Genomic DNA, 26,819 nt, shown 5'->3' on the forward strand with positions numbered 1-26,819 from the left:
CCCATACCTGCCACAAGTCTTGCACAAGAACGTTTCACGCCATCCTCCACGAGAAAGGGGCCCGAAAGGCCCCTTTCCGATCTAGCAACCTGCTTTACTTACAACGCAGCAAGAGCCTTGTTGAACGTCTCACTCGGCCGCATCGCCTCGGTTACCAGCCCGGTATCCGGATGGTAGTAGCCATGGATATCGATGGCCTTGCCCTGCGCACCGTTCAATTCGCCGACAATCTTGGCTTCATTCTCGGTCAACGCCTTGGCAAGCGGGACAAACTTGGCCTTCAACGCGGCATCGTCGTTCTGCTCGGCCAGGGCCTGTGCCCAATACATGGCCAGATAGAAGTGGCTGCCGCGGTTGTCGAGTTCACCGACCTTGCGCGCAGGTGACTTGTTGTTATCGAGGAACTTGCCGTTAGCCTGGTCCAGCGTCTTGGCGAGCACGCGTGCCGGGGCGTTGTCGTAGCGGTTGGCAAGGTGTTCCAACGAGGCGGCGAGCGCCAGGAATTCACCAAGCGAATCCCAGCGCAGGCAGTTCTCTTCCAGGAACTGCTGCACGTGCTTGGGCGCGGAACCGCCAGCACCAGTTTCGAACAAGCCACCACCGGCCATCAGCGGCACGATGGAGAGCATCTTGGCGCTGGTGCCCAGCTCCATGATCGGGAACAGGTCGGTGAGGTAATCACGCAGCACGTTGCCGGTGACCGAGATGGTGTCCTGGCCCTTGCGGATACGTTCCAGCGAGAACGTGGTGGCGTCGACTGGCGACAGCGTGCGGATATCCAGACCGCTGGTGTCGTGATCCTTCAGGTAGCGCTCGACCTTGGCGATGATCTGCGCATCGTGGGCGCGATGCTTGTCCAGCCAGAACACCGCTGGCGTGTTGCTCAAGCGCGCGCGAGTCACAGCCAGCTTCACCCAGTCCTGTACTGGCGCATCCTTGGTCTGGCACATGCGCCAGATGTCGCCGGTTTCCACGTTCTGCTCGAGCAGCACCTTGCCATTGGCGTCGGTGACGCGCACCACGCCTTCGCCTGCGATCTGGAAGGTCTTGTCGTGCGAACCGTATTCTTCGGCCGCCTGCGCCATCAAACCGACGTTAGGCACGCTGCCCATGGTGGCGGGGTCGTAGGAGCCATGCGCTTTGCAGTCCTCGATCACTGCCTGATAAACACCCGCATAGCTGCGATCCGGAATCACGGCCTTGGTGTCCTGCAGCTTGCCCTCGGCATTCCACATCTTGCCGGAGTCGCGGATCATCGCCGGCATGGAAGCGTCAATGATGACGTCGCTGGGCACATGCAGATTGGTGATGCCCTTGTCGGAATTCACCATGGCCAGCGCCGGGCGCTTGGCATATTCGGCATCGACATCGGCCTTGATTTCGGCCTGCTTGTCCGCCGGCAGCGAACCGATGCGGGCGTACAGATCACCGATGCCGTTGTTCGGGTTGAAGCCGATGCTCTTGAGCGTGTCGGCGTGTTTGGCCAGCACGTCTTTGTAGAACTCGTTGACGACGTCGCCGAACATGATGGGGTCGGAGACCTTCATCATGGTGGCCTTCAAGTGCAGCGAGAACAGCACGCCTTGCTTCTTCGCATCGTCGATCTGCTTGTCGACAAAGCTGGCCAGCGCCTTCTTGCTCATCACGGCGGCGTCGATGATTTCGCCTGCAGTGAGGTTGGTCTTCTCTTTCAGGACCTTGCTGCTGCCATCCTTGCCAAGCCATTCGATCTTGGCGACGGTGGGCTGTTCGACGACGGTGGATTTTTCGCTACCGTAAAAATCGCCGCTTTCCATGTGCGCAACGTGGGTTTTGGAATCGGCACTCCAGGCGCCCATTTTGTGCGGATGCTTGCGAGCGTAGTTCTTCACCGACGGCGGCGCGCGGCGATCGGAATTGCCTTCGCGCAACACTGGATTGACCGCGCTGCCCTTCACCTTGTCGTAGCGCGCACGCACGTTCCAGTCGCTGACGTCCTTGGGCTCTTCGGGGTAATCCGGCAAGGCATAACCCTGCGATTGCAACTCCTTGATCGCGGCCTTCAGCTGCGGCATGGAGGCGCTAATGTTGGGCAGCTTGATGATATTGGCGTCCGGCGTGGTGGCCAGCTCACCCAGTTCGGTCAGGTCGTCAGCAATCTTCTGGTTGTCTTTCAGGATGTCCGGAAACTGCGCCAGGATGCGGCCGGCGAGGGAAATGTCGCGCGTTTCCACCTTGATGCCCGCGGTGCTGGTGTAAGCATCGACGATCGGCAGCAAGGAATGCGTGGCGAGATACGGGGCCTCGTCGGTCAGCGTATAGATGATCTTTGGCGTTTGGGACATGGTCTGCATGGGCCTCTGTGGCTACGGCATATTCAATTAGGGCGCGGCCGCCGGACGCTGCCTGGGGAGGCGAAGCATCCGCGAAAGCCCCCCATTGTCGCGTTTTCATCCCTGAGGTGAAAGCGACACGGTTCTGTCATAAGGAGCTTTCAGGATAGCCATCGCGCTCTGCATGACGGGGCAACGTGGCGTAAGAATCTTGGGACGAGTTCCTGGAATCCAAGCCCTTGCCCGGCTCCAGACTCAAACGTACGCTTGCGTACAAAGCCACGCTCCGCAGGGACTTGCAGCCGCTTTCGCTGCAAGCTAGACATTGCGGTCAGCACCAGCTTCACTTTGCCAGGGGATCACCATGTCCACGCGTGTCGCCTCCATCATTGCCGTGATCGGTCTGCTGGGGCTTGTCGGTTGTGCCGACCAGTCCATGGACTTGCGCCATTTTACCTCGGCACAAGTGAGCGTCGCGCCCACAGAGGCTGACACCGTTGGACGACCGCTGACGGCGGCGCAACTCACGGCGCTGTCGAACTGGATCAATGTGCGCAACGACTGGTCCGGCCTCACCCTTGATGAGCCGGAGCATCCCAGCATGCAGATACATCTGCAGAATGCGGAAGGCCAGGATTCGAATTTGCTGATCTATCAGCGTGAAGACGGCGCCGCGACCGCTTATCTCCACTACGGGCATCGCTTGGCGCCGCTGATGCGCCGCTTGACCGACGCCGATCTGGCGACGCTGAAATCGATCACCAACGGCCAATAATGGGCCGACCTCCCTGTTTCGTCGCGGCGAAGCATGTTTATGGCAGCAAGTCCGGTTAGTATTCCGGCGCTGCGCATGCCACGGGGAGCCGCATGAACGGATTGAGTCAACGCATCGTCGACTACGTCGCCGAGCTGATGCCGCTGTATACGTTTCAGTTTGCTGATGGATGCGACTGCGCACTGTCGCTGATGGATGGCACCTTGCTGATGCCCGTTGATGAATCTTCCGCCGAACGCGAAGAAGGCTGGGTGGCGGTGTTATGGCAAGGCGACGCACAGCGCCGCTCCGAAGTGCCCGGTCCCTTGCTCGCCTATCAGGCGGCGCTGCGCTGCGCCGAATTCCATGGCATCGGGCGACTACCTGCGGAAGTGGCTGCACATCGACACATTCTGCTTACGCGATTGCGCGATATTTGCGGGGATCTGCTGCATATCGAAATGGTGACACGACTCTGATCGCCTGCATGCAAATCGCGCACAGCTTTGCACTGGGGAATGGTTACGCTCGTCTTAGTTAAGAGCCGGCTATACGACTGAAGCTTTTTCCGGCATCTGGCATATTTTTGCGCTTCGACATACCTCCGGCGTGTTGAGCTCAGCAACCTTCTGCGCACCCTGCCACGCACGCATGGATTTCATTTCGCGGATGTGGCGGCACGACATCGCCGACCAGCCAGGCCCAACTGGCACCGACAGCTTCAGCCAGTATCCGTACAACCACTGCATGACACGGGTCGCTGGTCTATCTCAAATACACGCAGAAGTTTTTTTAAGCCGGCTTACGGCACGGCAGAATGCTCCAACGCATTCTGCCGAATGCTTACATGAAACCTACGGGCGCGGCACAGCCGCGCCTTTTTTATTGAGCCCACGACCCAATCACGAATAACGGGTGGTTATATATGACTTTAGTCATGGATTTTCGACTTTATGAAGCCTTGAGTGACAAATCGATTTTCATATATAGCTTTCTTATACCTGACAATTAGTCATGCCATTTGAAACTTTTTTGTCAATAAATAATGAAATCGACCTTTTGACACTCGATTTTTAGTTTGTTTTTCGTATATGAATATGACCCGGCTGCGTCTGCCCACACAGCGCAACCTCGTCACGACGTTATTCAAAAGGAATGTAGTTGGTACACGTGTAATCACTATCACGTAAATTCTGGGGAGTACGACCTTGAATATTCAGCAGCAGAGAATCGCGCTTGCGATTCGTACAGCATTGGTTTTGGGAGGCTGTACCTTAGCCACTATCGCCGCAGCGCAGACCTCGTCTTCCGATCAGCAGGCGCCCGCGTCGTCGAACGCTCAAACCGCTTCGCCAAGCGCACAAACACAAAGCGGCACCGCGCCGACAACCAACAAGACCGTGACCCTGCAGGGCATCACCGTCACCGGTTCGTTGATCCGCAGCGTGGACGTGGAAACGGCACAGCCCGTCACCGAACTTTCGCATGAAGCGCTGCAACAGCAAGGCTTCGTCAGCGTCGGCTCGATTCTGCAGAACGTGCCTTCGGTAGGCTCCTCCGGTACCAGCCAGGCGAGTGCGCTGGGCAATATCGTTGGCCAGTACGCCAGCCTTCGTGGCCTCGGCGCGCCGCGCACACTGATCCTCGTCGATGGCGAACGCTACACCACTGACATCTTCGGTCAGACCGACCTCAGCACGCTGCCCAGCTCGCTGATCGACAACGTAGAAATCCTGCAGGACGGCGCGTCGTCGATCTACGGTTCCGACGCCATCGCAGGCGTGATCAACATCCACACCAAGAATGTGGATGGTCTCTACGTCGATACCTACAACAGCACGTATCAGCCGGGTAACTACGGCAAGCAGAGCCAGTTCAGCCTGACCGGCGGCAAGAAGTTCTCGCGTGGCTCGTTCACCTTCAACGTGACCGCGCAGAACATCAACCAGATCATGGCCAGCCAAGGCTGGTTCAGTAAGAATGGGCTCGGAATTCCTGCCACCGTGCCGCAGTATCCGCAAAGCACGGGGCCATCGGATTACGGCCAGCTCATCGGCGCAACCGGTCCCAACGGGCCGATAGCCATCCCGGGACAAGTCTTCTCTCCGGTCAACAACTCCCTGTTGCCCATGGTTGTGAATATGGGCGGCAACGGCAACAACATCGCCGACTTCCATCCCGATGCGGTAGGCGTTCAATATCCATCGCCCTATGCCGGTGGCTCCTTCGCCAACGATTACGGTAATCAGGCCTATCAAAATACGCTGCAGCCCAATAGCCGCCTGCGTTCGTATTTCCTGAAGGGTGATTACAAGATCACCGACAACATCAAGGCGGTGTTCACGGGCACCTACAACACCAACAATTCCAGTACCTATATCGGTGGTTACGGCCTCAATTCGCTGACGCCCGCCAATGGCCCCAACCTGGCCGCAGCGTTGGGCTTGCCGGCCGGCAGCCTCGGTTCCGCCTGGTTTCCGGTAATTTCGCCTAACAGCTACTACAACCCGCTACCCGGCAATACCGTCAGCTTCAACCTGCCGCTGGCACAACCGGATCGCGTCTCGGTCAACAACATTAAGCAGTACGGTTTCCGTCTCGGTCTGGAAGGTGATTTCTCGCTCGGCGAGAACGAGTTCAACTGGGATGCCGGTTACAGCGATTACAAGTACATCCAGGATTCGGGTGGCCCCGGCAACTTGAACCTGGTGCATGTGTACGAGGCCCTGGGTCCGTCCTTCATGGGCTCCAACGGTCAAGTGCAATGCGGTACGCCGGGCAATGTGATCGCCGGTTGCGTACCTCTCAATGTGTTCTCAGGCTCAGGTGGCCTCACTCCGGCTGAGATCAACTATCTCAACATCAATACCTTCACGCACTCCTGGAGCGAGCAGCGCCAGGTGCAGGCCAACTTGAGCGGGGACATGTTCACCTTCCCCAATGCGTTGGGTGCGGGCGATGCGACCTTCGCCATCGGCGGCGATCATCGCGACGTCTCCGGCGGCGTGACGCCTGATTACTACACGCAGGAAGGCCTCAACACCAACCTGCAGGAGAATCCGGGCTCGGGTTCTTACGGCATCAACGAAGCGTACGCCGAAGTCAACCTGCCACTGCTCAAGGACATGGCTGGCGCGCAGTTGCTGGACTTCGACATCTCACATCGCTTGTCGCATTACAGCAACTTCGGCACCACTAATAACAACTCGTACAAGATCGCTTACAAGCCGATCGATGACTTGTTGGTTCGCGCCAGCTACGGAACCGGCTTCCGCGCAGGTTCCGTTTCCAACCTGTATGGCGGTCTGGAGCAGAGCTTCACCACCTACACCGATCCGTGCGACACCAACTTCGGCGCGGCCGCTAGCAGCGCGCTCGTCGAGCAACGCTGCTTGAGCGGTATCGGCAATCTGAAGGGTGTAGCCCCGGGCTTTACGCAGACCACGGTCACCGGCACATCCATCACTAGCAACGCTGGCGCGCAGAGCACCACGCCCTACCTCACTGGCGCCAATGCAAACCTGAAGCCGGAAACGTCCAAGAGCTATACCTTCGGCTTCGTGTACAGCCCGAGCTGGTTCACGGGCTTCAACGTGAATGCGGACTACTACCGCATCCGTGTGAACAACGTCATCACCCTGCCGTCGGCGAACAGCATTCTCAACAACTGCTATGTGTTGGGTGAAACGCAGCAATGCGATCAGTTCCAGCGCAATGCCACGACGGGTCAGGTCATCAACCTGCTGCAGGCGGTGACCAACGAAGGCTTCGTCGATGAGCGCGGCATCGACTTTGGCATGGGCTATCTGTTCCCGGATACGCCGGTGGGCAAATTCAAGATCGATACCACCGCCACCTATATCTCTTCGCTGGATGAGGAAGCCACGTCCGGCCCTGGTGCCCAGGTCGTCTCCTATAACGTGGGCACCTACGATCCGATCCTCGGTCCGATGTGGCGCTTCCGCGACACCGCCAACCTCAACTGGAGTTGGAACAACTTCAGCGCCACCTGGACGTTGCGCTATTACTCCTCGCTGAAAGAGGCCTGCCGTACGGACGAACCGGCCATGGGCATGTACTTCCCCTGCACCGATCCCAATGCGATTGTACAGGGCGGTACCGAGGGCGCCGGCGAGTATCGTCAGGGCGGCCTGGCCTTCAACGATCTGCAGGTCAGCTGGAAGGCACCGTGGAAGGGACAGATCTCGCTGGGTGCGACGGACATCTTCAACCGCCGCGCTCCGCTGTCCTATGTCGGCGCAGGAAACGTCGTCGGTCCGCTGGGGCCGGAAGGTACCGATGGTTACACGCAGTATCCGTACAACGCGGAATACGACATCGGTCGCGTGATCTACCTGAAGTACAGCCAGCAGTTGTTCTGATCCAGCACCACCAGGCAGGGTGTTTTCAGCACCCTGCTTATGGCTGAAAACCCCAGAAAACAGGCCAAGGGCGCAGCGTTCAGCTGCGCCCTTTTTTGTGCTTCTTCACACCTTCAACACGTGTCCCGCGTAACAGATTACTTACTTACGCGAGACTTACGCCAATAAATTATTGATTTTTATTCTGAATTTTCCCGCATTCCAGAAAAAATCTTTGCCACTCGATTTATTGTGTGATTTTCGTGTATGAGTGCGCCACGGATTGCGATCGCCCACACGACGCAAGCCGGTGGGTGGAGAGATGGCCAAAAAGCAAGGGACTAGTGCGCTTGTAATCACCATCACGCAAACCTGGGGAGTACAACCTTGAATATTCAGCAGCAAAGGATCGCGCTTGCGATACGCACAGCATTGGTTTTGGGGAGCTGTGCACTGACCACGGTCGCTGTAGCGCAGACCTCATCATCCAATCAACAGAACGCCGCCCCAACGGCACCCCAAACCAACTCGCAAACGCCGTCAGGCACGGCGCCAAGCAACACCAACAAGACCGTGACCTTGCAAGGTATCACCGTCACCGGTTCGTTGATTCGCAGTGTGGACGTAGAAACAGCACAGCCCGTCACCGAGCTTTCGCACGAAGCACTACAACAGCAAGGCTTCGTCAGCGTCGGTCAAATTCTGCAGAACGTACCTTCGGTAGGCTCTTCCGGTACAAGCCAGGCGAGTGCGCTGGGCGATATCGTCGGCCAGTACGCCAGCCTTCGCGGTCTTGGTGCGCCACGCACCCTGATCCTGGTGGATGGCCAACGCTATACCACCGACATCTTCGGCCAGACCGACCTCAGCACGCTGCCAAGCTCGCTGATCGACAACGTGGAAATCCTGCAGGACGGCGCGTCATCGATTTACGGTTCGGACGCGATCGCCGGTGTGATCAACATTCACACCAAGAATATCGATGGCCTCTACGTCGATACCTACAACAGCAACTATTCGCCCGGCGACTACGGCAGGCAGAGCCAGTTCAGCCTGACCGGCGGCAAGAAGTTCTCGCGCGGTTCGTTCACCTTCAACATCACGGCGCAGAACATCAACCAGATCATGGCCAGCCAAGGCTGGTTCAGTAAGAACGGTCTGAATATTCCTGCCTCTGTACCACAGTATCCGCAAAGTACGATTGCATCGGATTACGGCCAGATCATCGGCGGCACCAATGCGGCCACCGGCGCACCGACGGTCATTCCGGGGCAAGTCATTTCTCCGGTGACGGGGAGTCCACTTCCCATGATTGTGAACATGGGTGGCAACGGCAACAACATCGCCGACTACCATCCCGATGCGGCTGGCATTCAATATCCATCGCCCTACCCCGGCGGCACCTTCGCCAACGATTACGGGAATCAGGCCTATCAAAATACGCTGCAGCCCAATAGTCGCCTGCGTTCGTATTTCCTGAAGGGTGATTACAAGATCACCGACAACATCACCGCGGTCTTCACTGGCACTTACAACACCAACAATTCCACTATCGAAACTGGCGGTTATGGCATCAGTTCGAGCACACCTGCCAATGGCGCAAATCTGGCCGCTGCCCTTGGCCTGCCTGCTGGCAGCCTCGGCTCCGCATGGTTCCCGACGGTGTCGCCCAATAGCTATTACAACCCGCTACCCGGCAACAGTCTGGATTTCGTGCTGCCGTTGGCAGACCCCGACCGTGTCACGGTCAACAACATCAAGCAGTACGGTTACCGTGCCGGTTTGCAGGGCGACTTCTCGCTCGGCGAGAACGAGTTCAATTGGGATGCCGGTTATAGCGATTACAAGTACATCCAGGACTTCGGCGGCCCTGGCAACCTGAACCTGGTGCATTTGTACGAAGCATTGGGACCGTCCTTCATGGGTTCCAACGGCCAGGTGCAATGCGGCACGCCCGGCAATGTGATCGTCGGTTGCGTACCCATCAATGTGTTCTCCGGCTCAGGTGGCCTCAGCCCGGCTGAGATCAACTATCTCAACTACGACTTCTTTACGCATTCGTGGAGCGAGCAGCGTCAGGTGCAGGCGAACTTGAGTGGGGACATGTTCACCTTCCCCAATGCGCTGGGTTCGGGCGACGCGACCTTCGCTGTGGGTGCCGATCATCGCGACGTCTCCGGCGGTGTGACGCCTGATATCTATACGCAAGAAGGCCTCAACACCAACCTGCAGCAGAATCCAGGTTCGGGTTCTTACGGCATCAACGAAGCGTACGCCGAAGTCAACTTGCCGCTGCTGAAGGACATGGCCGGCGCGCAGTTGTTTGACATCGACATCTCGCACCGCTTGTCGCACTACACCAACTTCGGCACCACCAATAACAACTCGTACAAGATCGCGTATAAGCCGATCGACGACTTGTTGGTTCGCGCCAGCTACGGCACCGGCTTCCGCGCAGGTTCGATTTCCAACCTGTACGGCGGCACGATGCAAAGCTTCACCACCTACACCGATCCGTGCGACACCAACTTCGGCGCTGCTGCCACCAACGCACTCGTCGAGCAACGCTGCCTGAGTGGCATCGGTAATCTGAAGGGTGTAGGCCCGGGCTTTACGCAGACCACCGTGACCGGTTCGCCCATCACAAGCTCTGCGGGCGCGCAAAGCACCACGCCGTATTACACCGGCGCCAATGCGGATCTGAAGCCGGAAACGTCCAAGAGCTATACCTTCGGTTTTGTGTACAGCCCGAGCTGGTTCACCGGCTTCAACATCAACGCGGACTACTACCGCATCCGTGTGAACAACGTCATCACCCTACCGTCGGCAAACAGCATTCTCACCAACTGCTACGTGCTGGGTGAAACGCAGCAATGCGATCAGTTCCAGCGCAATGCTACGACGGGTCAGGTTATCAACCTGTTGCAAGCGGTGACCAACGAAGGCTTCGTGGATGAGCGCGGCATCGACTTGGGAATGAGCTATCTCTTCCCGGATACCCCGGTGGGCAAGTTCAAGATCGATACCACCGGCACCTACATCACGTCGTTGTATGAAGAAGCCACGTCCGGCCCTGGTGCCCAGGTCGTCTCCTATAACGTGGGCACCTACGATCCGATTCTCGGTCCGGTCTGGCGCTTCCGCGACACGACCAACATCAATTGGAGCTGGAGGAGCTTCAGCGCTACCTGGACGGTCCGTTACTACTCATCGCTGCGCGAGGCCTGCCGTTCGGACGAACCGGCCATGGAGATGTACTTCCCCTGCAGCGACCCCAACGGAGTTGTGCAAGGAGGTACCGAGGGTCCCGGCCTGGAGCGTCAGGGCGGCTTGGCCTTCAACGATCTGCAGGTCAGCTGGAAGGCACCGTGGAAGGGACAGATCTCGGTGGGCGCGACGGACGTCTTCAACCGCCACGCTCCGCTGTCTTACGTGGGTGCGGGAGACTCAGTAGGTCCGCTGGGCCCGACCGGCACCGATGGCTTCACTCAGTATGCGTACAACCCGACGTATGACATCGGCCGCGTGATCTACCTGAAGTACACGCAGCAGTTGTTCTGATGCTGCTCGAATCCAACATCGCGTAGCGGAGACACTTTTCAAAAGAGTCGGTTATCTCAAAGGGCGCGGCCAAACCGCGCCCTTTTTTGTGCCAGGAGCTCCTACCCATCACACACGCAAGATTTTTTTCATACAGCAAGTATTTACAAATAACTCATTTATAAGGGTGTTTTTCCTGAATTCTGGCGCAAGTCCTTACCACTCGATTTTTTGTGTAATCGGTGTATGAATTCTGTTACGGATGCGCCCCTCATCCACATCAGCGCAACCTCGGAGATATGAACAAAAGGCATGGAGTCAGTCCGCCGAATGTTCCTACACATATCACTTCTGAGGAGTAGTACCGTGAACATCGAGCATCAGAAGATCACCCTCGCCATACGCACGGCGTTGGTGCTGGGCAGCTATGGGCTGGCAACACTCGCAGCAGCACAAACGGCAGCACCAAGCCAGCAGACATCCACCACGACACCACAAACGACGGCGGCACCAACAACGGCAGCGCAAACGACTGCACCATCGCCATCGACCCCAGCGCAGAACGGAACGCCGCAGCAACCACCCTCCAGCAACAAGACGGTTACCTTGCAAGGCGTTACCGTCACCGGCTCGCTGATTCGCAGTGTGGACGTGGAAACGGCACAGCCCGTTACCGAACTTTCGCATGAAGCACTCCAGCAGCAGGGCTTCGTCAGCGTCGGCTCGATTCTGCAGAACGTGCCATCGGTCGGATCATCTGGTACGAGCACGCAGAGTTCACTCGGCGATATCGTTGGCCAGTACGCCAGTCTGCGCGGCCTCGGCGCGACGCGTACGTTGATTCTCGTTGACGGCGAACGCTACACCACGGATATCTTCGGCCAAACCGACTTGAGCACCATTCCCAGTTCGCTGATCGACAGCGTGGAAATTCTGCAGGACGGTGCATCGTCCATTTACGGTTCCGATGCGATCGCCGGCGTGATCAACATCCACACCAAGACGGTCGATGGCCTGTATCTGGATACCTACAACAGCACGTATTCACCGGGTAACTATGGCAAGCAGGCGCAATTCAGCCTGACCGGCGGCAAGAAGTTCAAGCGCGGTTCGATCACCTTCAACATCACGGCGCAGAACATCAACCAGATCATGTCGAACCAGGTCTGGTACAGCCACCACGGCTATTTCAGCTTTCCGCAATATCCGCAGAGCGTGAGCGCGTCCGATTACGGCACCATCACTGCGGCGACGGGCCCGGCGTCCAGTCTTTCGTTCCCGCTCACGCTCAACGCGGGCCAGAACGGGTTGAACATCGCCAACTACCATCCCGGTACGTTCGGTATTCAATATCCGAGTCCATATTTCAGCAACGACTACACCAATTCCGCACCCTATGAAACGCTGCAACCAAGCAATCGACTGCGTTCGTACTTCCTGAAGGGTGATTACGAACTGACCGATCACATCAAGGCGTTCTTCACCGGTACGTACAACACCAACAACGCCGCCGAGGCCCTGGGCGGCAACGGCATAAGCCCGTCGACGACAGGCGATGGCATCAATATGGCCACGGCGCTGGGCTTGCCCGCCGGCAGTCTCGGCCGAGTCTGGAACCCCACTCTGTCGCCGGACAGCTATTACAACCCGCTGCCGGGCAACACTCTCAGTTACAGCGTGCCGTTTAACTACCCCAATCGTGTTCAGAGCATCAACGTCAAGCAGTACGGTTTCCGTGCCGGTTTGCAAGGCGACTTCTCGCTCGGTGAGAACGAGTACGACTGGAACGTGAGCTACGCTGACTATCGCTACATCGAGGACATTGCCAGTTCGGGCTTCGTCAACCTGGTCAATCTCTACAACGCTGAAGGACCGTCCTTCATGGACTCGGCCGGACAGGTCGTGTGCGGCACTCCGGGCCACGTGATCGGCGGTTGCGTACCGCTCAATCCGTTCTTGAGCACAGGAGGTCTAACACCGGCCGAAGCCAATTACCTCAACGCTGACACGTTCACACATTCGTGGAGTCAGGAACGCCAGCTCGAAGCGAACATCAGCGGTGACGTGTTCACGCTGCCGCAGTCCTTGGGCGAAGGCGATGTCACCTTCGCGCTTGGCGCCGACCACCGTGATATGTCCGGCGGCGTCACACCCGATATCAACACGCAGCTGGGCCTCAACACCAATCTGCAGCAAGGTTCTGGCGAAGGTTCGTACGGCATCAACGAAGCGTATGCCGAGTTGAACGTGCCGCTGCTGAAGGACATGGCCGGTGCACAGCTGCTGGACTTCGACGTATCGCACCGACTGTCGCACTACACCAACTTCGGCACCACCAACAACAACTCGTACAAATTATCGTGGAAACCGATCGATGATCTGTTGGTCCGCGCGAGCTACGGCACCGGCTTCCGTGCCGGGTCGATTTCCAACCTGTACGGCGGCACGATCCAAAGCTTCACCAACTACACCGATCCTTGCGACGTCGTGTACGGCTACACCGGCAACCCGGTGGTCGCGCAGCGCTGCTTGAACGGTATCGCCAACATCGCGGGCGTCGGCGCGGGCTTCCGACAGCTCAACGCAACGGGTGTACCGGTCACCGCTTCCAACTCCATAAGCGCCACGCCTTACTTGACCGGCGCCAATCCCAACCTGAAACCTGAGACTTCCAAGAGCTACACCGCCGGTATCGTCTATAGCCCGAGCTGGTTGAGCGGCCTCAACGTCACGCTCGACTATTACCGCATCCGTGTCGACGACGTGATCACGCTGCCTTCTGCCGATAGCATCCTCAACAACTGCTATATCCTCGGTGAAACTCAGCAGTGCGATCAGTTCGAGCGCTCGTCCAATGGACAGGTCATCAACTTGTTGCAGGCCGTGGTCAACGAAGGTTTTATCGATGAACGCGGCACCGACCTGACCCTGAGCTATCTGTTCCCGGATACACCGGTCGGCAAATTCAAAGTCGATACCAGCGCCACCTACATCGATTCGCTGTATGAGCAGACGCAGGCGAACGGCCCCGTGGTGTCCTACAACGTGGGCACGTACGATCCGATTCTCGGCCCGGTATGGCGCTTCCGCGATACCACCAACATCAATTGGTCATATCGCGACTTCTCGGCGACATGGACTGTCCGTTACTTCTCCTCGCTGCAGGAATCCTGCGAACCGGATAACACGAACCTCGCCGAGTATTTCCCATGTACCGACCCCAACGGCAACGTGCAGGGTCAGCAAGCAGGTCTCTATCGTCAGGGCGGGCTGGCCTTCAACGATCTGCAGGTCAGTTGGCAGGCACCGTGGAAAGGACGCATCTCATTGGGCGCCACCGATGTCTTCAATCGTCGTGCGCCGCTCAGCTACACCGGTGCGGAAGCCGTGGTCGGCCCCTTGGGGCCCACTGGTACGGACGGTTTTACGCAGTTCCCATACAACCCCATCTACGACATCGGTCGCGTGATTTATCTGAAGTACGACCAGAAGTTGTTCTGATACGACACACGAAATCAGGCAGGGTGTTTTCAGCACCGGGCCGACACTCGACAACATCAAAGAAGATGTCTTAAGCGCAGCGAACAGCTGCGCTTTTTTTGTGCCATTCACGTCTTCAACACATGCAGCGCATAACATTTAACTTACTTACGTCAGACTTACGATTATAAATTATTGATTTTGATGCTGGATTTCGCCGTGTTCAGGCGCAAATCCTTGCTACTCGATTTATTGTGTGATTTTCGTGTATGACTTGCGTTACGGACTGCGATCTCCCACACGACGCAAGCCCGGGGAGCAATAAAAAAAATCAAGGATCGGCACGTGTAAACCTCACCACGCTACTCTGGGGAGTACGACTTTGAAAATTCAGCAGCACAAGATCGCTCATGCGATACGCATGGCGTTGTTATTGGGAAGCTATGGGTTAGCGACCGTAGCCGCAGCACAGACTGCCAGCCCAAACCAACAAACATCCCCCGCAGCGACTTCGCAATCGACCACGCAGTCGCAATCGGCCACCCCGCAAAACGGCACACAGCCACCCGCGAACAATAAAACCGTAACCTTGCAAGGCGTCACGGTTACCGGTTCGTTGATTCGCAGTGTGGATGTGGAAACGGCACAGCCTGTCACCGAACTCTCGCACGAAGCGCTGCAACAGCAAGGCTTCGTCAGCGTCGGCTCCATTCTGGCGAACGTACCTTCCGTCGGTTCTACCGGCACCAGTAACCAGAGCGCGCTGGGCGATATCGTCGGTCAGTACGCCAGTCTTCGCGGCCTGGGCGCGCCGCGCACACTGATCCTGGTGGATGGTCAACGCTACACTACTGACATCTTCGGTCAGACCGACCTCAGCACGCTGCCCAGCTCGCTGATCGACAGCGTGGAAATTCTGCAGGACGGCGCTTCGTCGATTTACGGTTCCGACGCGATCGCGGGCGTGATCAACATCCACACCAAGAATGTAGATGGTCTCTACGTCGATACGTACAACAGCACGTATTCGCCGGGTAACTACGGCAAGCAAAGCCAGTTCAGTCTGACCGGCGGCAAGAAGTTCTCGCGTGGTTCGTTCACCTTCAACATCACCGCGCAGAACATCAACCAGATCATGTCCAACCAGGTCTGGTACAGCAAGTACGGTTTCGCCAGTCCTTCCTCTGTACCGCAGTATCCGCAAAGCCAGGCGGGATCGGATTACGGCCAGATCATCAGCGGCACCAATGCAGCCACCGGCGCGGCAACGGTCATTCCGGGGCAAGTCATTTCGCCGATCACTGGCGGACCGCTGCCGATGATCGTGAACATGGGCGGCAACGGCAACAACATCGCCGACTTCCATCCCGATGCGGCCGGCATTCAATACCCATCGCCCTATCCGGGTGCCAGCTTCGCCAACGATTACGGCAATCAGGCCAGTGAAGAAACGCTGATGCCGGACAACCGCCTGCGTTCGTATTTCCTGAAGGGTGATTACAAGGTCACCGATAACATCACGGCGGTGTTCACGGGCACCTACAACACCAATAATGCGACCAGCTACATTGGTGGTTACCCGCTCAGCTCGAACACTCCCGCCAATGGCACAAACCTGGCCGCTGCCCTGGGCCTGCCTGCTGGCAGCCTCGGTTCCGCCTGGTTCCCGACGGTGTCGCCCAACAGCTATTACAACCCGCTGCCCGGCAACAGCCTGAATTTTTCACTGCCGCTGGCAGATCCCAACCGCGTTACGGTCAACAACATCAAGCAGTACGGTTTCCGCACCGGCCTGCAGGGCGAGTTCTCGCTCGGCGAAAACGAGTTCGACTGGGATGCCGGCTATAGCGATTACAAGTACATCCAGGACATGGGCGGTGGCGGCAACTTGAACCTGGTGCATCTGTACTACGCCCTGGGGCCGTCCTTCATGGGCTCCAACGGTCAGGTGCAATGCGGCACACCGGGTAATGTGATTGCCGGTTGCGTACCCCTCAATGTGTTCTCAGGCTCGGGTGGCCTCACCCCTGCTGAGAGCAACTATCTCAACTACAACTACTTTACGCATTCCTGGAGCGAAGAGCGCCAGGTGCAGGGCAACTTGAGCGGCGACATGTTCACGCTGCCCAACGCGTTGGGCTCGGGCGATGCGACCTTCGCCGTGGGCGCCGATCATCGCGACGTCTCTGGTGGCGTGACGCCTGATATCTATACGCAGCAAGGTCTGAACACCAACCTGCAGCAGGGTCCGGGCGAAGGCTCGTATGGCATCAACGAAGCCTATGCCGAAATCAACTTGCCGCTGTTGAAGGACCTGCCGGGCGCGCAGTTGTTTGACATCGACATCTCGCACCGCTTGTCGCACTACACCAACTTCGGCACCACCAACAACAACTCGTACAAGATTTCGTGGAAACCGGTCGACGATTTGCTGGTTCGCGCCAGCTACGGCACCGGCTTCCGTGCAGGTTCGATTTCCAACCTGTACGGCGGCACGATGCAGAGCTTCACCACCTACCTCGATCCGTGTGACACGAACTTCGGCGCGGCTGCTACCAATGCACTCGTCGAGCAGCGCTGCCTGAGCGGCATCGGCAATCTGAAAGGTGTGGGCCCGGGCTTCACCCAGCTGACCACCTCCGGCACACCGATCCAATCCAACGGTGGTTCGACAAGCACAACGCCGTTCCTTACCGGTGCCAACCCGGCCCTGAAGCCGGAAACATCCACGAGCTATACCTTCGGCTTCGTGTACAGCCCGAGCTGGTTCACCGGCTTCAATGTGAATGTGGATTACTACCGCATCCGCATCGACAACGTCATCACGCTGCCGTCGGCCGAAAGCATCCTCAACAACTGCTACGTGCTGGGTGAACTCAACCAGTGCGACCAGTTCCAGCGCAATGCCACCAATGGCCAGGTTTTCGACCTGTTGCAGGCGGTGACCAACGAAGGTTTTGTGGATCAGCGCGGCACCGACCTGGGCATGACCTATAACTTCCCGGAAACTCCGGTGGGCAAGTTCAAGATCGATACCAACGCCACGTACATCAATTCGTTGCATGAGGAAGCGACCTCCGGCCCTGGTGCCCAGGTCGTCTCCTACGACGTGGGCACGTACGATCCGACGCTCGGCCCGGTCTGGCGCTTCCGCGACACCACCAACCTCAACTGGAGCTGGAACAACTTCAGCGCCACCTGGACAGTCCGCTACTACTCCTCGCTACGCGAGTCCTGCCGTACCGACGATGCGGCCATGCAGGAGTATTACCCCTGTCCTGACCCCGATGGCATCGTGCAGAACAACAACCTGGGTACCGGCGAGTACCGTCAGGGTGGCCTGGCCTTCAACGACCTGCAGGTCAGCTGGAAGGCACCGTGGAAGGGACAGATCTCGCTGGGTGCGACGGACGTCTTCAACCGCAAGGCTCCGCTCACCTACGTCGGTGCGGAAAACGTGGTCGGTCCGCTGGGCCCGACTGGCACAGACGGCTATTCGTCGTACGCCTACAACCCGGAATACGACATCGGCCGCGTGATCTACCTGAAATACAGTCAGCAGTTGTTCTAAGGTCTGCCCTGACTGAGTCGTTAAGAGAACCCCGGCCATGCCGGGGTTCTTTTTTTGCAAAAGGACATTTAATGAATAACGAAAATACCGACCAACCTTCAATCACTTTGCCAAACATCTGAATAGAAATTGGATATTTTGATTTAATCTTCACGTCATGACATTGTTTTTCGATCCGCTCGTGATGTAAAAAGAAAGCGTGGCGTAAGCATCGAACGAAAAATGCCCTAGTGCAATTTTCCAATGATCGACGGCGCGAAACCGATTTAATCGGCTTATTTCATCTTGATCCGCAAGAAGCCTCGCGACCGGCCAAGAAAGTTCGAATTTCTAAACTACATAATCGCCTTTACTGAAAAACCATTTCATTTCAAAGGCGATGTGAGTGACCTCACAAAAATAAAAGCATAATCGCTTGACATGTATTGCCACGCATCGTTAGATGACGATGCATCCTCGCTGATGCCTCCGATTCGCTCATGATTTACCAATGCGTCTCCTACAGATCCAGATATCCAGCTGAGCTGATATCGGAAGACCTGATGTCTTTTCAAATCAAGAAAAGACTTCCACATATAGTCACTGTGAAGGAGTAAAACCATGAATGAACAAACCTTTCAGCAACCGGAAACAACGCAAGACGCTGTGCGTCCTCTCGCCCGTTTGTGGGGTGAAACCTTCCCGATGGAGGACGATAACGACAGCAAGAAAATCTACATGACTGCGTATTCCGGCTTGACCAGCTATCACCCCGATGGTGATCCGGATGCTCTGGGCTGAGCGTTCTCCATAAGCTCGCAAACCATTCCCTCTCCTCGATGGGAGAGGGAATCAAACTCAAGCATCAGGCTGATTCCTAAATAAAGGCAATCAGCTGCTGAGGGCTTATTCAAATAAAGTAAAAATAAAACGGCCACGCGTGTAAACAGCGGTTACGAACTGGAATGCCATCGTGACGAAAATGACGTCCTCTCCGATTCTGATCCTTGCTCCCTCCACCGACCCGCACGCTGCCGCCGTCCACTGGGCGCTCCAACGCAATCGCGTCGATGCCGACTGGTGGCCGTCCATGCGCCCGGAAGGAAAAGCGGCGCCTTCCATCTGGATCGACGAGCGCGGCATCCAGATGGAACGCCCGCCATCCGGCAATTGGCGATCGGCTTGGCATCGACGCCCGCAGCGGCCCGACCCCAGTCCTTGCCAGGATGCGGACAGGACGTTTCTTGAGCGCGAATGGCGTCTTTACCAGAAGAATCTGTTCGATTTATCGCCCACTGTCACGCAAGCCCTATGGGTCAACGCTCCCCTGGCGGCGTGGCAAGCCGAGAGCAAGCTGCTTCAACTGCAGGAGGCACACAACGTGTCCCTGCGGGTTCCGGAGACCGTGGTGACGAATCATGCCGATGACGTGCGCCGCTTCATCAAAAAGTGCGGCCGCGTGGTGTTCAAGTCTTTTTATCCACACACCTGGCACAACACCGCTAAACGTGAATTGGTTGCCGTCGGCGTTGTCATGCTCGACGACGCTTCGGTGCTGCCCGATGACGCCGTAGCGATGAGCCCTGGCATTTTTCAGCGCTATGTGGACAAAGCCTTCGACGTGCGCGTGACAGTGATCGGAGATCATTATTTCGCCGTCAAGCTCGGCAAAGCTGCCGGTGGCGCCTTTCTGGATTGGCGCGCCTATTCGCTGGAAGAAACGTTACAGGTGGAGCCCTTCGACCTTCCACATGAGCTGAAGCAAAAGCTTAAAGCACTCATGCAACGGCTAGACCTGACCTTTGGATGTATCGACCTGGTCGTGGATCACGACGGTAACGCCTTCTTTCTGGAGGTGAACCAGGCGGGGCAATTCCTTTTCGTGGAGCAGCGACTGACGGACCTTCCCCTGCTGCAGGCCATGACGGCCATGTTAATAGCCGGTCGCCGTGATTACCGGATTGAAGACAGCCTGCCCGTTCGATTCAAGGACTATCTGAGTTCCGACGATTTCAAGCGCAATGAAATCCTCATAAAGGAACAGGTACAGACCGAAAGCCTCTACAGCGTGGAAGCGTAACGCGCCATCAGGGCCATTTTGCGCCGGCTGTCGCTGTCACTGTTGCCGTCATCAGGATTCGCGCGCCAGTACTCGCCGGCGTGCAGCCCTGCGCTCGCTCATGCGGGCACGCCACGCCGCCCAGCGTTCGCTGAGGCAAGAGAAGATCACATACAGCGCCGGCGTGCTGAGCAAGGTGAGGCTTTGCGAAATCAGCAGGCCACCAATCAATGCGATACCGAGCGGACGACGCAGATCGGAACCTTCGCCCAGGCCCACGGCAATGGGCACGGCAGCCAGGATCGCCACCATTGTCGTCATCATGATCGGGCGGAAGCGCACCAGGCTGGCTTCCCTTGCTGCTTCCAGCGGTGTCTTGCCGTGCTCGCGCTGGGCGACCAGAGCGAAGTCGATCATCATGATTGCGTTCTTTTTCACGATACCGATCAACAACACCAGCGCGATCTGCGCAATCACCGACAACTCGGTATTGGTAAACCACAACGCCAGCAGCGCCCCCACGCCAGCCGCCGGCAGCGTCGAAAGAATGGTGACGGGATGAATCAGGCTTTCGTACAGAATGCCGAGCACGATGTAGACCACCACGATCGCACCGAACACCAGCCACAACATGCCGCTTTGCGATTGCTGGAAGCGGCGGAAGTCACCACCGATATCCAGTTTGATATCGCCCGGCATGCGCATATTGTTCGCGGTGGCCTGCACGACCTGCAGCGCCTCGCCCATGCTCACGCCAGGCGCCAGATTGAAGCTGAGATCCATCGTGGTGTACTGATTCATGTGCGACACCTGGGTCGGTGCCAGGCCCGGCACCTGATGCGCAAACGCTGACAGACGCACCATCGTGCCGTTAGTCGCAGGCACCAGTACATCATCGATGGCGCGTGGTGTCGCGGTCTGGCCAGGCAGCGCATTGACGACGACCTTGTACTGATTGAGGTCGGAATAGATCGTACTGACCTGCCGCTGGCCGAAGGCGTCGTAGATCACGGAATCGATATTGCCGATGTTCACCTGCAATCGTGCGGCCTTGTCGCGGTCGATCACGATGTTCTGCTGCAAGCCCGCATCATCAAGGTCACTGCCAACATCACGCAGCTTGGGATTCTTGCGTAACTCATCGACCAGCTTGGGCAACCATTCCTGCAATTCCGCGGTGTCGTTGCCTTGCAGCGAAACCTGGTACTGCGCACCCTGATTCGTACCGCCGCCACCGAAGCTGGGCAGGTCCTGAATCGCACGCAGGCGCACATTGAGATCGGGATATTTCGCAGCCTTGGCACTCAAGCGAGCCAGCGCTGCGAAGGTGTCGTCCTTGCGTCCCTGTTCATGTGTTTTCAGCTGGATATCAAAGGTACCCGCAGCACCCTGGCGCGTGCTGCCCAATCGCGAGCCGACCACGGCAACATCGCGATCACGCAGCAGCATGTTGATCAGCCGCTGCTGTCGATTGGCCGAATCCTGGAACGATACCGTGGCGCCGGAGGTAGCGCGGCCGCGCAACAGGCCAGTGTCCTGGGTGGGGAACAAACTGGTCTTGATCTGTCCAGACACCGCGATCAGCACAGTCAGTCCAATCAGCATCAACGGCGTCAGTGAAAACAGCAGTGCGTGACGCAGCGAGAAATCCAGCGACGCCTCGTACACCTTGAGCATGCCTTCGTGGAAGCGCTCCAGTGCGTGACCCAGTTTTGAAGGTTTCTCCGGCTCTTTGTGGCCATCGAGGAAATGCCCGCACAACGAGGATGTCAGCGTCAACGAAACCAGTGCGGAAACCACGATGGCTCCCACCAGTGTCAAGGTGAATTCCTTGAAGAACATCCCGGTGATGCCACCCATGAACAGCAATGGGATAAACACGGCCACCAGCGATGCGGTAATCGACACGATGGTGAAACCGATCTCGCGCGCACCCGTCAACGCGGCATCCATGCGCGTCATGCCTTGGTCGATATGACGGATGATGTTTTCGATCACCACGATCGCATCGTCCACCACGAAGCCAATGGCAATCACCAGCGCCAGCAGCGTGAGGTTGTTCAGGGTAAAGCCGCACGCGTACATGATCACCGCGGCGCCAGCCAGCGACAGCGGCACGGCGACCGCCGCAATCAGAGTCGGCGCCAACCGGCGCAGGAACAGCGCCATCACCAGCACGACCATCGCGAGGCTGATCAGCAGGGTCGCCTGCACTTCATGCAGCGAGGCGCGAATGGTCGGCGTATCGTCGAAGTATGGTGTCAGCGTCGTACCCGGCTGCAGGAAGCTACGCAACAACGGCACTTCCGCCTTCACACGGTCGACCGTGCCGATGATGTTGGCGTTCGACTGTTTGTAGACATACATCAGGATCGCCGGCTTGCCCTGGAACCAGGCCGCCTGATACGCATCTTGCTGACCGTCGTAGACGTTGGCGATGTCCTTCAGGCGTACCGGCACGCCCTTGCCATTGGTGGAGATCACCAGGTTGGCGAAGTCGGCCGCCGTATGCAGCGCATCGTTGGCCTGCACTGCCATGGTGGTCTTGCCATCGGACAGGAAGCCCTGCGGTTCGAACACGTTCGCGGCAGTGAGCGCATTGCGCAGCTGGTCCGGCGAAATTCCCATCGCATTGAGCGCGCGCAGGTTGACGTCCACACGCACCGCTGGCGTGGCGGCACCGAGAATATCCACCTCCGACACACCCGTAAGCTGGCGCAGCCGTTGCGCCAGCAACGAATCGGCCACGTCATAAAGATCGCGTGCCGACTGCGTATCCGACGTCAGCGCAAACGCGATGATCGGATCATCGTTGGGATTGGCCTTCTCGTAACTGGGCGGACTGTTCAGGCCGCTAGGCAGGTCCGACTGAGCCGCATTGATCGCCGCCTGCACGTCGCGAGCAGCAGCGTCGATGTTGCGCCCGCTATCGAACATCAGAAGGATCTGCGTACTGCCAAGCGAGCTGGACGAACGCATGGTGTCGATGCCAGCCACCTGGCCCAGATGCCGTTCCAGTGGCGCTGCCACGGTGGAGGCCATGTTGTCGGCGCTGGCACCGGCCTGGCTGGCCGTGACGAAGATCACCGGGAATTGCATGTCCGGCAGCGCCGATACACCAAGCAGCGAATAGCAGATCACGCCGATCACGAAGACACCCATCGCCAGCAGGGACGTACCGATAGGGCGGCGGATAAAGGGACCGGAGATGTTCATACTTGAATCAACGTGCGAAGGGCGGATTGGTTGAAGCTTTTACCCATCTTCTCTTGGGCAGAGAGCCATGAAATTCGCCTTGCCTCAGAGCCATCATGCCCGCGAACGCGGGCATCCACCTGGCTTTGGAGCAAAAGGCGAAGATGGATGCCCGCGTTCGCGGGCATGACGGCTTCGAGGCGGGCAGCTTTTACCTTGACGCATGCTATGCAGTCGCATAACAGCTGGCAAACGCACAAAGCACGTCATCTTAAGCCGTGCCACGCTGCGCGTGCCGCAGCGCACGCCTTTCCCTACGCTCTCGCAACCAATCCGAGAACCGTTCCATATACAGGTAAATCACCGGGGTGGTGTACAGCGTCACCAACTGCGAAAGCAGCAGACCGCCCACGATCGACACACCCAGCGGACGTCGCAGCTCCGCACCGATACCGGTGCCCAGCGCCAGCGGCAGCGCGCCGAGCATGGCGGCGGCGGTGGTCATCATGATCGGGCGGAAACGCAGCAGACACGCGCGGCGAATCGCCTCGCGCGGCTTCATGCCGGTACGCTGCGCCTCGATTGCAAAGTCGATCATCATGATCGCGTTCTTCTTCACGATACCGATCAACAACACGATACCCACGATGCCATCCACCGACAGGCTCATGTTGCACAGGATCAGCGCCAGCAAAGCACCCACGCCCGCAGGCGGCAAGGTGGAAATGATCGTGATCGGATGGATGTAGCTTTCATACAGCACGCCCAGCACGATGTAGATCACGATCACCGACGCAAGCAGCAGCAGCGCCTCGTTGCTCAGCGAGGACGAGAATTCCGCCGCCTTGCCGATGAACTGCCCGCGCACCTGTGGTGGGAGGTTGAGCTGTTTCTCCACGTCGTGAATGGCATCGACCGCCTGCGACAACGAATAACCCTGCGCAAGGTTGAACGAGATGGTGATCGCCGGCAGCTGCTGCTGGTGACTGATCACCAGCGGCGCGGTGGTCGTTTCGGCATTCACGAGCGACGCCAGCGGAATCGTGCCACCGGTGCCGAGAATGATGCCGGTATTCGCCACGCCAATGCCCGTCGTCGTCGACGAATTGCTCGATGTCGCCTGGCCGAAGGTGGTGGCGTTGCTGCCGGTCAACGCGCCACTGCCGTTGCTCTTGACCGTGATCTGGTTGAGCAGCGACGTGCTGGAACGGAATTGCGGCTCCACCTCCAGCACCACGCGATACTGGTTGAGCTGGGTAAAGATGGTGGAGATCTGGCGCTGGCCGAACGAGTCGTACAAGGTGTCATCGATGGTCTGCACCGGCACACCGAGCGTGCTGGCCTTGTCGCGATCGATGGTGAGTTTGAGCGCGTTGCCCTGGTCGGCAAGGTTGTTGTCCACGTCCGCCAGTTCCGGCCGCTCGCGCAACGCCTGCGTCATCTGCGCGGCGTACTTGGACAGCTCATCGGAATTCACATCGGACATCGAGTACTGGTACTCGGTGGCGGCCACGCGCGTATCCAGCGTCACGTCCTGTACCGGCTTGAGGTACAGCGCCACGCCGGGAATGTTCGCCGCCGCATTCTGCAGGCTCGCCACCACTTCTTCCAGGCTGCCGCGCTTGCTGCGGTCCTTCAGCACGATACTGAGCTGCCCCTGGTTGAGCGTAGGGTTGATCGAGCCGGCGCCGATAAAGGCTGCAATGCCGGCGACGTTGGGATCCTTCTGCAGCGCATCGGCAACGGCCTTGGTACGCTGCTCCATCTGCGGGAAAGCAACGTTCTGGTCGGCCTGCACCACGCCGGTGATCAAGCCGGTGTCCTGCTCGGGCAACAAGCCCTTGGGAATCACGATGTACAGGAAGAAGGTAACGACCACCGCAGTGAGCGCGACAAAGATCATCAACCGCTGATGATTGAGCACCCAGTCCAGCGAGCTTTCATAAACACTCACCGTTCGCGCCCACACGGTGCGCTTGCCTGCCGCGGCGTGGCGCTCATGCGCATCATCGCCTTCCGGCAAGGCATCGGGTCGCAGCAAGTACGCGCACATCATCGGCGTGAGCGTCAACGACACCAGCATCGAGATGACAACCGCGGTGGCCAGCACCCAGGCGAATTCATGGAACAGGCGGCCGGTGACGCCCGGCATCAATAGCAGCGGCAGGAATACCGCAATCAGCGACACCGTCAACGACAGCACCGTGAAGCCGATTTCCTTCGCGCCGATTTCCGCCGCTTCTTTGCCGTCCATGCCTTGTTCGATGTAACGCACGATGTTTTCGATCATCACGATCGCATCGTCCACCACAAAGCCGGTGGCGACGGTGAGCGCCATCAGTGAGAGATTGTCCAGCGACATGCCAGCGAACGACATCACACCGAAGGTACCGAGCAGCGACAGCGGCACGGCAACCGATGGAATGATCGTGGCCCATAGGCGGCGCAGGAACACGAAGATCACTGCGACCACCAACGCGATGGTCAGCAACAGTGTGAATTGCACATCCTCGACCGAAGCGCGGATGGTGACGGTGCGGTCAGCGAAGACATCCAGGTGCACGTCAGCCGGCAGCACACTGCGCAGCTGCGGCAGGATCTGGCGGATCTGCGCCACGGTCTGCACGATGTTAGCGCCGGGCTGGCGTCGGATATCCAGCAGCACCGCCGGCTTGCCGTTGGCCCACGCCGCAAGCTGATCGTTCTCGACGCCATCGACCACCTTCGCCACGTCGGACAGACGCACCGGCGCATTGGTAGTGCTGTTGTAGGAAATGATGGTGTCTTTGTATTCGGCCGCCGTCGCGAGCTGGTCGTTGGTGGAGATGGTGTACGACTGCGTCGCGCCGTTGAGCGTGCCCTTGGGCGCGTTGACGTTGGCCTCGGTCAACGCGTTGCGCACGTCTTCCATAGTCAGGCCGAGATTGGCCAGCTGCGCGGGGTTCGCCTGGATACGCACCGCCGGACGCACATTGCCGGCGATCGACACCAGACCCACGCCCTGCACCTGCGAGAGTTTCTGCGCGAGGATCGAGTCGGCCAGATCGTTCACGTCACGCAGCTGGCGGCTGTCGGAGGTGAGCATCAAGGTCATGATCGGCGCGTCGGCCGGATTCACGCGGTTGTATACCGGCGGATACGGCAGCGTGGTCGGCAGCGTGCCACGCGCCTGATTGATCGCCGCCTGCACGTCCTGCGCCGCGATATCGATATCGCGGTCCATGTTGAACTGCAGCACGATGGTGGACAGGCCCGCGGACGAATCCGAGGTCATCATGTCGAGGCCGGAAATCTGGCCCAGGTTGCGCTCCAGCGGCGTGGTCACCAGCGACGCCATGGTCGAGGCGCTGGCACCAGGATATTGCGTGGTCACCACCAGGCTGGGCGCTTCGATTTCCGGTAGCGCCGACACGGGCAGTTCGCGATAGCCGAGCACGCCGAGCAGCATCACGGCCACCATCAACAACGCGGTGGCGATGGGGCGGCGGATGAAGAGTGAGGAGAATCCCATGAGGAATACCGTCTAAATGTCAGCTCCCTCTCCCCTCCGGGGAGAGGGTTGGGGTGA

General features: G+C 58.2%; 11 protein-coding genes. 8 read left to right on the plus strand and 3 right to left on the minus strand.

Annotated features, from left to right (window positions below):
• Positions 1-98 precede the first annotated feature (98 nt).
• Entirely contained in the window at positions 99-2,324 is a 2,226-nt protein-coding gene (locus ISN74_RS18030; protein ID WP_188800764.1) for an NADP-dependent isocitrate dehydrogenase, read from the minus strand.
• Positions 2,325-2,676: 352 nt separating this feature from the next.
• Between ISN74_RS18030 and ISN74_RS18035 the strand changes: the two genes are divergently transcribed.
• The 8 genes from ISN74_RS18035 (at position 2,677) to ISN74_RS18070 (ending at position 20,077) form a co-directional block, all read left to right on the plus strand.
• Positions 2,677-3,087 (plus strand): hypothetical protein, encoded by a 411-nt coding sequence (locus ISN74_RS18035; protein ID WP_188800536.1) that lies wholly within the window; start codon positions 2,677-2,679, stop codon positions 3,085-3,087.
• Positions 3,088-3,179: 92 nt separating this feature from the next.
• A complete protein-coding gene (locus tag ISN74_RS18040) occupies positions 3,180-3,545 on the plus strand; it encodes a hypothetical protein (RefSeq protein ID WP_188800538.1) in 366 nt (121 codons plus the stop codon).
• A 729-nt stretch (positions 3,546-4,274) separates the two neighbouring features.
• Positions 4,275-7,448, plus strand: a complete 3,174-nt coding sequence (locus tag ISN74_RS18045; protein WP_188800540.1) for a TonB-dependent receptor plug domain-containing protein — start codon at positions 4,275-4,277, stop codon at positions 7,446-7,448.
• Positions 7,449-7,814: 366 nt separating this feature from the next.
• Entirely contained in the window at positions 7,815-10,988 is a 3,174-nt protein-coding gene (locus tag ISN74_RS18050) for a TonB-dependent receptor plug domain-containing protein (RefSeq protein WP_188800542.1), read from the plus strand.
• Positions 10,989-11,333: 345 nt separating this feature from the next.
• Positions 11,334-14,468, plus strand: coding sequence for a TonB-dependent receptor plug domain-containing protein (locus tag ISN74_RS18055; protein ID WP_188800544.1), 3,135 nt, complete (start codon positions 11,334-11,336; stop codon positions 14,466-14,468).
• Between the two features lie 361 nt (positions 14,469-14,829).
• Positions 14,830-18,018 carry a TonB-dependent receptor plug domain-containing protein gene (locus ISN74_RS18060; protein WP_188800546.1) on the plus strand — a complete coding sequence of 1,063 codons (3,189 nt, stop codon included), beginning with the start codon at positions 14,830-14,832 and terminating at the stop codon, positions 18,016-18,018.
• A 600-nt stretch (positions 18,019-18,618) separates the two neighbouring features.
• Positions 18,619-18,798 carry a hypothetical protein gene (locus tag ISN74_RS18065; protein ID WP_188800548.1) on the plus strand — a complete coding sequence of 60 codons (180 nt, stop codon included), beginning with the start codon at positions 18,619-18,621 and terminating at the stop codon, positions 18,796-18,798.
• Positions 18,799-19,087: 289 nt separating this feature from the next.
• The gene (locus ISN74_RS18070) at positions 19,088-20,077 is read left to right on the plus strand and encodes an ATP-grasp domain-containing protein (RefSeq protein ID WP_188800550.1); all 990 of its coding nucleotides are present in this window, start codon (positions 19,088-19,090) and stop codon (positions 20,075-20,077) included.
• A 51-nt stretch (positions 20,078-20,128) separates the two neighbouring features.
• On the opposite strand, the gene ISN74_RS18075 is transcribed toward ISN74_RS18070, so the two are convergent.
• On the minus strand, positions 20,129-23,272 hold the full coding sequence (locus tag ISN74_RS18075; protein ID WP_188800554.1) for an efflux RND transporter permease subunit: 3,144 nt from the start codon (positions 23,270-23,272) through the stop codon (positions 20,129-20,131).
• Between the two features lie 250 nt (positions 23,273-23,522).
• Positions 23,523-26,762 (minus strand): efflux RND transporter permease subunit, encoded by a 3,240-nt coding sequence (locus ISN74_RS18080; RefSeq protein ID WP_188800555.1) that lies wholly within the window; start codon positions 26,760-26,762, stop codon positions 23,523-23,525.
• Between the last annotated feature and the right edge of the window lie 57 nt (positions 26,763-26,819).

The sequence above is a fragment of the Dyella caseinilytica genome, assembly GCF_016865235.1.
Lineage (GTDB): Bacteria > Pseudomonadota > Gammaproteobacteria > Xanthomonadales > Rhodanobacteraceae > Dyella_B > Dyella_B caseinilytica.

Excerpts from the sequence above, each read along its gene's own strand:
- ISN74_RS18030 (WP_188800764.1), bottom strand. The coding sequence starts at position 2,324 with ATGTCCCAAACGCCAAAGATCATCTATACGCTGACCGACGAGGCCCCG.
- ISN74_RS18035 (WP_188800536.1), top strand. The coding sequence starts at position 2,677 with ATGTCCACGCGTGTCGCCTCCATCATTGCCGTGATCGGTCTGCTGGGG.
- ISN74_RS18040 (WP_188800538.1), top strand. The coding sequence starts at position 3,180 with ATGAACGGATTGAGTCAACGCATCGTCGACTACGTCGCCGAGCTGATG.
- ISN74_RS18065 (WP_188800548.1), top strand. The coding sequence starts at position 18,619 with ATGAATGAACAAACCTTTCAGCAACCGGAAACAACGCAAGACGCTGTG.
- ISN74_RS18070 (WP_188800550.1), top strand. The coding sequence starts at position 19,088 with ATGCGCCCGGAAGGAAAAGCGGCGCCTTCCATCTGGATCGACGAGCGC.
- ISN74_RS18075 (WP_188800554.1), bottom strand. The coding sequence starts at position 23,272 with ATGAACATCTCCGGTCCCTTTATCCGCCGCCCTATCGGTACGTCCCTG.
- ISN74_RS18080 (WP_188800555.1), bottom strand. The coding sequence starts at position 26,762 with ATGGGATTCTCCTCACTCTTCATCCGCCGCCCCATCGCCACCGCGTTG.